The 10307-nt window shown below is 66.6% G+C and carries 11 protein-coding genes; 5 read left to right on the plus strand and 6 right to left on the minus strand.

Annotated elements, in window-relative coordinates; genetic code table 11:
* Window positions 1–199 precede the first annotated feature (199 nt).
* From E3T49_RS04460 to E3T49_RS04475, 4 genes are read left to right on the plus strand one after another with little or no spacing between them, the layout of a single operon-like run.
* Window positions 200–1477 carry a branched-chain amino acid ABC transporter permease gene (locus tag E3T49_RS04460; RefSeq protein WP_134423760.1) on the plus strand — a complete coding sequence of 426 codons (1278 nt, stop codon included), beginning with the start codon at window positions 200–202 and terminating at the stop codon, window positions 1475–1477.
* Window positions 1478–1491: 14 nt separating this feature from the next.
* A complete protein-coding gene (locus tag E3T49_RS04465; protein ID WP_134363397.1) occupies window positions 1492–2472 on the plus strand; it encodes a branched-chain amino acid ABC transporter permease in 981 nt (326 codons plus the stop codon).
* Complete coding sequence (locus tag E3T49_RS04470) at window positions 2462–3376, plus strand: ABC transporter ATP-binding protein (protein WP_134423761.1); 915 nt, start codon at window positions 2462–2464, stop codon at window positions 3374–3376. Before E3T49_RS04465 ends, E3T49_RS04470 begins: the two co-directional genes overlap by 11 nt.
* Window positions 3373–4143, plus strand: a complete 771-nt coding sequence (locus tag E3T49_RS04475) for an ABC transporter ATP-binding protein (RefSeq protein WP_134423762.1) — start codon at window positions 3373–3375, stop codon at window positions 4141–4143. The genes E3T49_RS04470 and E3T49_RS04475 overlap by 4 nt, the downstream gene beginning before the upstream one ends.
* 406 nt (window positions 4144–4549) lie before the next feature.
* Here E3T49_RS04475 and E3T49_RS04480 read toward each other — a convergent pair whose 3' ends face one another.
* From E3T49_RS04480 to groES, 4 genes are all read right to left on the minus strand, one after another.
* Window positions 4550–5845 (minus strand): ABC transporter substrate-binding protein, encoded by a 1296-nt coding sequence (locus E3T49_RS04480; RefSeq protein ID WP_134423763.1) that lies wholly within the window; start codon window positions 5843–5845, stop codon window positions 4550–4552.
* A 126-nt stretch (window positions 5846–5971) separates the two neighbouring features.
* Window positions 5972–6697: an ABC transporter substrate-binding protein gene (locus E3T49_RS04485; RefSeq protein ID WP_134423764.1), complete on the minus strand. Its 726-nt coding sequence runs from the start codon at window positions 6695–6697 to the stop codon at window positions 5972–5974.
* A 47-nt stretch (window positions 6698–6744) separates the two neighbouring features.
* Window positions 6745–7656 (minus strand): EamA family transporter RarD, encoded by a 912-nt coding sequence (gene rarD, locus E3T49_RS04490; RefSeq protein WP_241972644.1) that lies wholly within the window; start codon window positions 7654–7656, stop codon window positions 6745–6747.
* Window positions 7657–7787: 131 nt separating this feature from the next.
* The gene (gene groES / locus E3T49_RS04495; protein ID WP_066597535.1) at window positions 7788–8084 is read right to left on the minus strand and encodes a co-chaperone GroES; all 297 of its coding nucleotides are present in this window, start codon (window positions 8082–8084) and stop codon (window positions 7788–7790) included.
* A gap of 128 nt (window positions 8085–8212) precedes the next feature.
* Here groES and E3T49_RS04500 point away from each other — a divergent pair, with 128 nt between their 5' ends.
* A complete protein-coding gene (locus E3T49_RS04500) occupies window positions 8213–9412 on the plus strand; it encodes a class I SAM-dependent methyltransferase (RefSeq protein ID WP_134423765.1) in 1200 nt (399 codons plus the stop codon).
* A gap of 17 nt (window positions 9413–9429) precedes the next feature.
* Here the strand turns inward: E3T49_RS04500 and E3T49_RS04505 are convergent, their stop codons facing one another.
* On the minus strand, window positions 9430–9840 hold the full coding sequence (locus E3T49_RS04505) for a hypothetical protein (protein WP_134423766.1): 411 nt from the start codon (window positions 9838–9840) through the stop codon (window positions 9430–9432).
* 19 nt (window positions 9841–9859) lie between these two features.
* Window positions 9860–10307: hypothetical protein (locus tag E3T49_RS16100; RefSeq protein WP_166785466.1), on the minus strand; the 448-nt coding region annotated here is incomplete at its 5' end.

Consider the following 10307-nt stretch of genomic DNA (forward strand, 5'->3'; position numbering starts at 1 on the left):
ACGTTGCGCTCCATGCATTCCTCGACAGAGAATCTAGGGAGTGCCGGTGCCCGTCGTAACATTTGCGACATAATCGTCATTTACTGTCGACAAAGATGTTGGCAGGTGAGACCCGGGGCACGCTCGGTCGCAGACCCAACGGTGCCCCCATGGAGGTGCAGTGAATTCCACTGAAGCTGTTCGCAGATTCTCACCCAGGATGCTGGTGATCTTTCTCGGCCTGCTCTTCGCAGCCTTGACGATGTCCACATTCGCCACGCTCTCCGCCGGTCCGGCTCACGCCGACGAGGTGGGCACCGATGAGTATGACTTCGTCCTCTCCGGCAACGTGCAGTTCAATCAGGAACCGCTCGAGGGCGTGTTGATCACCGTCGAGGGATCCGGCTACGAGGCATCCGTGAAGACGGGCGTCGACGGCAAGTGGAAGGTGGGTGTGCCCGAGAAGGCCACCTACACCGTCTCCCTCGACGAGGACACGCTGCCCGAGGGCGTCATCGTCGCCAAGGGCGGCAGCACGACCGAGGCAGAGTTCGGCCTCACCAAGGTCAAGGCGGTCAACTTCTTCCTCGGCGAGGGCGTGCGCACGACGGTCAGCTTCTTCGACCAGTTCGTCAATCGTTTCGTCAACGGGTTGAACTTCGGTCTGCTTCTGGCCCTCGCCGCGATCGGGCTGTCCCTGATCTTCGGCACCACCGGGCTGAGCAACTTCGCCCACGCCGAGATGATCACCTTCGGCGCGCTGATGACGCTCCTGTTCTCGGTCACCCTGGGAGTTCCGATCTGGTTGGCGATCATCGTCGCGATCGTGCTCAGTGCAGGTCTCGGCTGGAGCCTGGACGCGGCAATCTGGAAACCGCTGCGCCGCAAAGGCGTCGGCTTGATCCCGCTGATGATCGTGAGCATCGGACTCTCCCTCGCCCTCCGCTACCTGTTCCAGATCTTCGTCGGCGGCGGAACCAGTCAGCTTCCCGGCTCCGGCCTGGCGGACATGCAGCTCGGTCCGATCCGGCTCTCGGCGATCGACCTGGCCAGCATGGGCGTCAGCATCGTGGTGCTGCTGGCGGTCTCCTACTTCCTGCTGCGCACCCGTATCGGCAAGGCCACCCGCGCCGTGTCCGACAATCCCAGTCTGGCCTCAGCCAGCGGGATCGACGTCGATGGCGTCATCCGGATCGTCTGGGTGCTCGGTGGCGGCCTCGCCGGGCTCAGCGGCGTGCTGTGGGCCTACTTCCGCCCCGGCGTCAGCTGGGACATGGGCTTCCAGATCCTGCTGCTCGTGTTCGCGGCTGTGACCCTCGGCGGTCTCGGCACCGCCTTCGGCGCCCTGATCGGTTCGATCATCGTCGGCCTGTTCGTCGAACTGTCGACGCTGTGGCTTCCCTCCGACCTTAAATACGTCGGTGCACTTGTCGTGCTGATCCTGGTGCTGCTGCTTCGGCCGCAAGGCATCCTGGGTCGCAAAGAGAGAATTGGCTAGAAGGGCATCCGATGATCGACTGGGGAGCAATCTTTAGCAACGCAGCCGTCGAGCTGATCAGCCCGACCACCGCCGCCTACGCCCTCGCGGCGCTCGGGCTGGCGATCCACTTCGGATACACCGGCCTTCTGAACTTCGGCCAGGCCGGCTTCATGGCCCTCGGCGCCTACGGGTTCGCCATCTCCACCCTCAGCTTCGGCTTCCCCGTCTGGGGTGCCGTGCTGGTGGGGATCGGCGCATCCGTCATCTTCGCCCTGATCCTGGGTATTCCGACCCTGCGCCTGCGGGCGGACTACCTGGCGATCGTGACGATCGCCGCGGCCGAGATCGTGCGCCTCCTGTTCACGACGAACACGTTCCAGGCCATCACCGGTTCCGCGAACGGGCTGAGCGGGTACAAGGGCGGTTTCGCCGGCCTCAACCCCATCCCCGAGGGCCGCTACGGCTTCGGCCCCTTCGAGTACAACGAGTACGACTGGTGGCTGCGCATCGTGGCCTGGTCGATCGTGGCTCTCGCCTGCCTGTTCACCTGGCAGATCATGCGCAGCCCGTGGGGTCGCGTGATCAAGGGAATCCGTGAAGACGAGGATGCCGTGCGCGCGCTCGGCAAGAACGTCTACTCCTACAAGATGCAGTCCCTGATCCTCGGCGGCGCGTTCGGCACGATCGCGGGCATGATCTTCGTGCTCCCCCGTGCCGTGGTGCCCTCGAACTATCAGACGTCTCTGACGTTCTTCATCTACGCGATCCTGCTACTCGGCGGCGCGTCGACGATCCTCGGGCCGGTCATCGGCTCGATGGTCTTCTGGGTGCTGCTCTCCTTCTTCTCCGGGTTCATCGCCCGTGCGGTGGAAGCCGGCTGGATTCCGTTCATGACCAGCATCCAGGCCGGCCAGCTGCGCTTCATCCTGGTGGGAGTGGCGATCATGCTCATAGTCATCTTCAGACCGCAGGGCATCTTCGGAAACAAAAAGGAGTTGGCCTTTGTCAAATAACACCGTTCCCAGCAACAAGCCGATCAAGTCGACCGACCTGCACATCGGCGAGGCCGAACCGGGCTGCAAGAAGCGCGACCCGATCCTGGTGGCCGACGGCGTGAGCCGCACCTTCGGCGGGCTCAAGGCCGTCGATGTCGACCACGTGGAAATCCCCCGCGGAGCCATCACGGCTCTGATCGGGCCCAACGGGGCCGGCAAGACGACCCTGTTCAACCTGCTCACCGGATTCGACAAGCCCGACACCGGTTCGTGGACGTTCGAGGGCCGCCCGCTCTCGGGCATGCCCGCCTTCAAGGTGGCCCGGATGGGCCAGGTGCGCACCTTCCAGCTCACCAAGGCCCTCGGCCTGCTGACGGTCATGGACAACATGCTGCTCGGCGCCAAGGGCCAGGCCGGAGAGAACCTGTTCCGGGCGATCTTCCCCTTCTTCTGGCGCAAGCAGGAGGAGGCGAACAAGGCTCGGGCCATCGACATCCTCGAACGGTTCAAACTCGACGCCAAGAAGGACGACTACGCCGCCAGCCTCTCCGGCGGGCAGCGCAAGCTGCTCGAGATGGCGCGGGCGCTGATGAGCGTGCCGAGCCTGGTCATGCTCGACGAGCCGATGGCCGGGGTGAACCCGGCACTGACGCAGTCGCTGCTGGACCACATCCTGAACCTGAAATCAGAGGGCATGACGGTGCTGTTCGTCGAGCACGACATGCACATGGTTCGCCACATCGCCGACTGGGTCATCGTCATGGCCGAGGGCCGGGTGGTCGCCGAAGGCGACCCGCACGAGGTGATGCGCAATCCCGCCGTGATCGACGCCTACCTGGGCCAGCACCACGACGAGGACCTCGGCGAGGATCCGGCCGCCGAATCAGAACATGTCGAAGCCATTAAGGAGCTGCTCGAGTGACGAACACTAGCCCTGCCGCCGCACCGGCCTACGCACCCACCGGGCAGCCCGTCGTCGAGGTCAAGACCGTGACGGCCGGCTACCTGCCGGGCGTCAACATCCTCAACGCCTGCTCCCTGACCGCCTACGACGGCGAGCTGATCGGGATCATCGGCCCGAACGGCGCCGGCAAGTCCACGCTGCTCAAATCGATCTTCGGCCAGGTCAAGGTGCGGGAGGGTGAGATCCTGCTGCGCGGTGAGAACATCACCAACCTCAAGGCGAACAAGCTCGTCGCCAAGGGTGTCGGGTTCGTGCCGCAGACGAACAACGTCTTCCCCACCCTGACCATCCAGGAGAACCTGGAGATGGGAATGTTCCTGAAGCCGAAGGGCCTGCACGAGCGTCTCGAATTCGTCACCGAGATCTTCCCGGAGCTGAAGAAGCGGCTGCAGCAGCGTGCCGGGTCGCTGTCGGGCGGCGAACGCCAGATGGTGGCCATGTCGCGCGCACTGATGATGGGCCCGCACGTGCTGCTGCTCGACGAGCCGAGCGCCGGGCTCTCCCCGGTGCGTCAGGATGAGGCCTTCCTGCGCGTCAAGGAGATCAACAAGGCCGGCGTCACCACCATCATGGTGGAGCAGAACGCCCGCCGCTGCCTGCAGATCTGCGACCGCGGCTACGTGCTCGACCAGGGCCGCGACGCCTACACGGGCACCGGACGGGAGCTGCTGAACGATCCCAAGGTGATCGGTCTCTACCTCGGCACCCTCGGCCAGGACGACTAGCCACAACTGCACAACCGCACGACACCGCACGACCTGCACACAGAAGCGGCGCCCGAGATCCTCGGGCGCCGCTTCTGCGTGCCCGGGGCGACGTGCCCGGTGCGACGTGCCCGGTGCGAGTTCGACGGTTCCGATCGACTTCGCCACGTGCGCCATGCGAACTCGACCGAAGGTGCCGGATGCGAGCGGGGCGCGCGGCGCAGGTTTAGGAAGCGGGCGCAGGGTAGAACGTGCGCCCGCTTCCACAGGGTGCGCCACGTCGCGAGGGTCGCGGGGGCGCGAGGGGCACGAGCGACGGATGCCGGGGTCGCCGCGGGCCCTGTGGCGGCGCTGGGCGCACGAAAAGGGCCCCGACCGAAGTCGGGGCCCTTCACGTGTCAGGGATCAGTCAGCAACTGATCACTGACTAGTTGATGCGCTTGTACGTGTTGTCTTCGATGTACTCGTAGACGCCGATGGTTGCCTCGGTCGGGTCGCCGTTCTCGTCGAACGTGACCGGGCCGGAGAAGCCGTCGTAGTCGATCTGGTCGCCGGCCACGAGAGCTTCAGCAGCTGCCGCGAAGTCGGTGACGGTCTCGCCGTCGCCGGTTCCGCCCGAGACCTGGCGGAGGTACTTGGAGATGGACTCACCCGAGACGTCGTTGCCCGCGAAGGCCGCCATCGCCACGAGCATGACGGCGTCGTAGGACTCGGCCGCGTAACTGAAGTCGGTCAGGGTGGGGTCGATTTCCAGAAGACGGTCGGTGAAGTCACCGAGGGTTCCCACGTCGAGACCCGGCAGGGTGCCCTTGGCTCCGGTGATGATGCCGGCGTCGAAGTCCTTGCTGTAGTCGGCCAGGTTGCCGTCCACGAAGTAGAGGTTGCCACCGGGGTAACCGGAGCCGACGAGTGCAGGGGTGATGACCTTGGCCTGGTCGAACGTGATCAGCGCGATCGCGTCCGGGTTGGCGGCGGTCACTTCGGAGATCTGGGCCGCGAAGTTGGAGTCACCCTCGTTGAACAGCGACGTGGCGACGACCTCGCCGCCGGCAGCCTCGAAGGCCGCGGTGGTGGACTCGGCCAGGCCGGTGCCGTAGGAGTCGTTGAGCACGATCAGGCCGAGGGTGCTCTTGCCGTCCTCGGCGATCTGGGTGCCCAGAACCTCGCCCTGCAGCAGGTCGGACGGGGCGGTGCGCCAGTAGAGGTCCTTGTCGGCGTACTTCGTGAAGTCCGCCGAGGTGTTGGCCGGGGAGAACTGCACGACACCGGCGCCGGTGATCTGGTCGATCACGGTCTTGGACACACCCGAGGACGCCGCACCGATGATCGCGGAGACGTCCTGCGAAAGAAGGTCGGTCACCGAACCGGTGGCGGTGTCCGTCGTGGTGTCGCCGGAGTCACGGAAGATGGCCTCGACGGTCATTCCGAGGTTCGCGTCGTTGATGTCCTTGACGGCCAGCGCGACGCCGGCTTCTTCGGGCGGGCCGAGGAAGGCCAGGGCGCCACTCTGGGGAAGGATGGTGCCGATCTTCAGGGTCAGGTCGCGGTCGCCGGCCTTGATGGCCTGGGCGTCTCCGCTCGCGGCGGGGGCTTCCGATTCAGCCGGATCTGCAGCGTTGCTGCTGCATCCGGTGAGCAGAAGTGCACTGACGCCGACCATGGCGACTCCAGTGACGACTGCCCGGACTGAGCGGGAGGCCGAGGCCTTCGCGAATACGCTCATGTTGCTCCTTGGGAGTAGAGAATGAGAAATGACAGCGGTCGATTGACTACCGTTCTGTCACATTATTGACAGGGATCGCACGAAACAAGGCAACCGTGTTACATCCGTGTAACGCAGACCCAATCGTTACGATCGGCGGCCGGTGACTCCCGCATAGGCGATCTGTTGCGCATCGGCCATCGCGGCCGCACATTCTCCCCAGGAGGAGCAGCTCACCGACCCCGTGCTGACCTGGTCCATCCCGAGCGTGATCGAGGCTCCCCCGTCGTCGCCGGCCCGGGCAGCGGCGAGCGCGGTCAGGACAACCCCGTCGTAGGCCTCCCCGCCGCCGGCGGTGGCCGTCAGCCCGGGGTCGAGGGTGCGCAGGCGCGCCGCGAATTCCTCCCCGGCCTCCAGGGGCGTGCCGCCGTTCGCAAAATCACCGAGTGCCAGCAGCGTGACCGGCGCTGCGGCGATCGCGGCGGCCAGGTCGTCCGGGAAGGGAATGGTGGCGTCCCAGAGCACGACGTCGACGCCCCGGGTGAGCAGGTCGGTCAGGGAGTCCGCCGCGGCGACGGCGGAGTCACGGTGGATGAGCTCGATCGGAGTGCCGAGCACCCGGCCCTGCTCGGTGATCTCCCGGGCCGCCAGTTCGGATCCGGCCACCTGCGCGGCTCCGCTGGCGGCAGCATCGCCCGTCATCGGGAACAGGGTGCCGATGCGCACGGTCCCGTCGCCGGTCGGTTCGATCACGGCGGGGGCGGCAGAAGGCGTTGCGGCGACGGTTGGCGTCACCTGCGGCGCACAACCGGAGAGCAGCAGCACGCACGCAACCACTGCGATCAGGCTGACGGGGGTCGAAGCAGCGCGCATCCGGTTGTCCTTTCGCGTACGAGGTGCGCCACCGAGCGTAACCCGGCTCACGCGGGTTCGAGGGACGCACGCCGGGGAGCGCGACCGCTGAGGACCATGTCCGTGGTGAGAACGATCAGGGCCACCCAGACCAGGCCGAAACCGACCCAGCGTTCGGGCGGCATCGGTTCCCGGAGCACGAAGACGCCGACCAGGAACTGCAGGATCGGAGCGAAGTACTGGATCAGGCCCATGTATGTCAACGGCAGACGTCGGGCCGCCGCCGCGAAGAAGAGGAGCGGGACGGCGGTCACGATCCCCGTCGCCAGCAACCCCAGCGTGTGCCAGGTCGACAGGGTGCCGATGGTGAGGCCGGAGATCGAAGCCACCACGATCAGCTGAACCACGGCGATGGGCGCCAGCCAGATCGTCTCGAGCGTGAGCCCGGCGACGGCGTCGACGTCGCGGCCCACCCGTTTCTTGATCAGGCCGTAGAAGCCGAAGGAGAAGGCGAGGACCAGCGACACCCACGGCAACGATCCGTAGCCGACGGTCAGCACGACCACGGCCCCGAGGCTGATGCCCACGGCCACCCACTGCAGCAGGCGGAGCTTCTCCCCCAACAGAAGGACGCCGAGGAACACCGTGACGATCGGGTTGATGAAGTAGCCCAGCGCGGCTTCGACAACGTGGCCGCTCAGCGCGGCGAAAACGTAGGTCTGCCAGTTGACGAAGATCAGCAGCCCGGCCAGCCCCATGGTGAACACGATCCGGGGCCGTCGCAGCAGGCCGAGGAACGCACGCCACTTGCGGGTGACGGTGATCAGAAGCGCGCAGAAGACGAGGGAGAAGAGCACCCGCCACGCGACGATCTCGAAGGCGCCGCTCGGGGAAAGCAGCAGGAAGAAAAGCGGCAGCATGCCCCACAGGGCGTAAGCGAGGATCGCGTAGATCAGGCCCTTGCTCTGCTCCGACCGCACCGGCCGGGCTGCCCGGCCCCCTCGGGGTGTGCCAGGTGAGGACGGACCTTGCTCCACGGATGCGCCTTTCTTAACGAAGAAGAATCCCGGATGGCCAGGCCATCCGGGATTCTATCAATCAGTTCGTGAGACTAGCGAACGACGACTGCGAGCACGTCGCGAGCCGACAGCACGAGGAGGTCCTCGCCACCGAACTTGACCTCGGTTCCGCCGTACTTGGAGTAGATCACCTTGTCGCCGACGGCGACGTCGAGCGGGATGCGGTTGCCGTTGTCGTCAATGCGGCCGGGGCCGACTGCGACAACTTCGCCCTCCTGGGGCTTTTCCTTGGCGGTGTCAGGAATGACCAGACCTGATGCGGTGGTCTGCTCTGCGTCGACCTGCTTGATGACGATGCGATCCTCGAGCGGCTTGATGGAGACCGACACGGTTGACCTCTTTCTTAGCTAAGACATAGTTAGCAGACTCACAGCGAGAGTGCTAAGTCGAGTTTAGGGCGCATCTGGCACTCACGCAACGTGAGTGCCAGATGCGCCTGAGTTGATAGGTTTGCACGATGGAACGCTCAGAGCTCGTCGAGCTGTTGTCGCCGGGTGGTTTGCGCCTGCTGGACTCGTTGCCGCCGTACGATGCGACCGCCGATGTCGTGCGGGTGGTGAGCGACCTGCGCAAGGCCGGCCACAGCCCCGACCTGGTCACCGCCGTGCTCGGCCAGTCGAGGCTGCGCGCCAAGGCTGTGCCCAAATTCGGCGAGTTCGCCGGGCGCATGCTCTTCACGGATGCCGGGCTCGAGCAGGCCACGCGGCTGCGCGTGGCCGCCCTGCACGCCGGCCGGTTCGCCGGCGCCGGCCTGAACCGGGTCGTCGACCTCGGCTGCGGGATCGGCGGCGACGCCATGGCGCTGGCCGCGATGGATCTCACCGTGACGGCGGTGGACGCCGACGAGGTGACCGCGACGGTCGCCAGCTACAACCTGGCCCCGTTCGAGAACGCGAGCGTGCTGCACTCGGCCGCGGAAGACGTGGACCTGGCCGGCTTCGACGCGGCCTGGCTGGACCCGGCCCGCCGCACCGCCGGGCACGCCAATACCAAGCGCCTCACCCGCCCCGAGGACTATTCCCCGCATCTCGACTTCGTTTTCGGCCTCAGCGAGCGGCTGCCCATCGGCGTCAAGCTCGGTCCGGGGCACGACCGCGACCTCATCCCCGCGGCGGCCGAGGCGCAGTGGGTGTCCGTGGACGGCAAGCTCGTGGAGATGGGACTGTGGTTCGGGGCGCTGGCCCGTGCCGGCATCCGTCGCTCCGCCCTCGTACTGGGCCGAACCGGGACCCACGAATTGACCGCACCCGGCGACAGCGAGGATGCCCCGGTGGGTGTTCTGGGTGACTACGTCTACGAGCCGGACGGTGCGATCATCCGTGCCCGCCTGATCGGCGACCTGGCCCGTTCGCTCGACGCACGGATGCTGAGCGACGCCATCGCCTACCTCACCTCCCCGACGCTGCAGCGCACGCCCTTCGCCACCGCGTTCCGGGTGCTGGAGCTGCTGCCGGTCGACGAGAGGAAACTGCGGCTGGCCCTGCAGGAGCGCCGCATCGGCACGCTCGAAATCAAGAAGCGGGGCGTCGACGTCGATCCCGCCACCCTGCGCACCAGGCTGAAACTCAAGGGGCCGGAGTCCGGCACGCTGATACTCACCCGCGCGGCCGGGCAGCGGGTCGCCCTTCTGGTGGAACGGGTTGCGCCGATCGACTGACGTCGCCGCCGCCGAGTTCAGCCCGGCACGAACGTCAGGGCCCGCATGACGATCAGAACCCAGATGACAGCCAGGACCAGGCCGGCCAGACCGGTGGCCAGCCCGTAGGCCCACAGGGCACCGGGGTGCCGCTCGGTGATGCGGGCCATGACTGCCAGGACGACCGCGGCCAGGGACAGTGCAGCACCCCACACCCCGAAGACGGCGATGCCCAGTCCGAGCAGCCCAAAGATGAGTGCCGCAACGGACAGCCCGCCCCGGCCGGAGCGGGCGCTGAGTTCACTGTCGGTGTAGACGTAGGGCACCCATTCGGTGGGAGCCGTGATGGTGGACGCGTAGTCCAGTTCTCCCTCGACGGGCGCCGACGGCCGGGTGAGGTCTAACCGGAATTGGTCATCGCGGGACCGGTCCCGGTACTCCCCAGCCATCGGTGTCGCCAGCTCCGGCTCAGAACGTGGAGTAGTCGCTGGGAACGCTGGCGAAGAGCACGGCCCAGGCCACGATGCTGATGAGGGCCAGGCCGACGCCGATGAAACCGGTGATGAGGCCGGTCAGCCAGAACCCCTTCGCCCTCGGTTCCTTCGACTTGCCGAGGAAACCCAGGATGACGGCTGCGGCCGGGATGAAGAGTCCAAGGATACCGCCCACGATCGGGATGAAGCCGACCGGTGCGCCGAGGATACCGACGATTCCGGCGACAAGTGCCAGGATGCTCAGGATCGGCTGCTTCGTGGCGGGCTCCGTGCCGTAGCCCGCGTACGGGGCGCCATAGGCTGCCGGCTGTGAAGTCGCGGGCGCGCCATAGGCGGGCGGGCCGGTCGGGGTGCCATAGGCGGGCGGCGGGGTCGGGGCGCCGTAGGCGGGCGGCGCGGCCGGGGCGCCGTAGGCGGGCGGC

It is taken from the genome of Cryobacterium cryoconiti (assembly GCF_004403065.1).
Lineage (GTDB): Bacteria > Actinomycetota > Actinomycetes > Actinomycetales > Microbacteriaceae > Cryobacterium > Cryobacterium cryoconiti.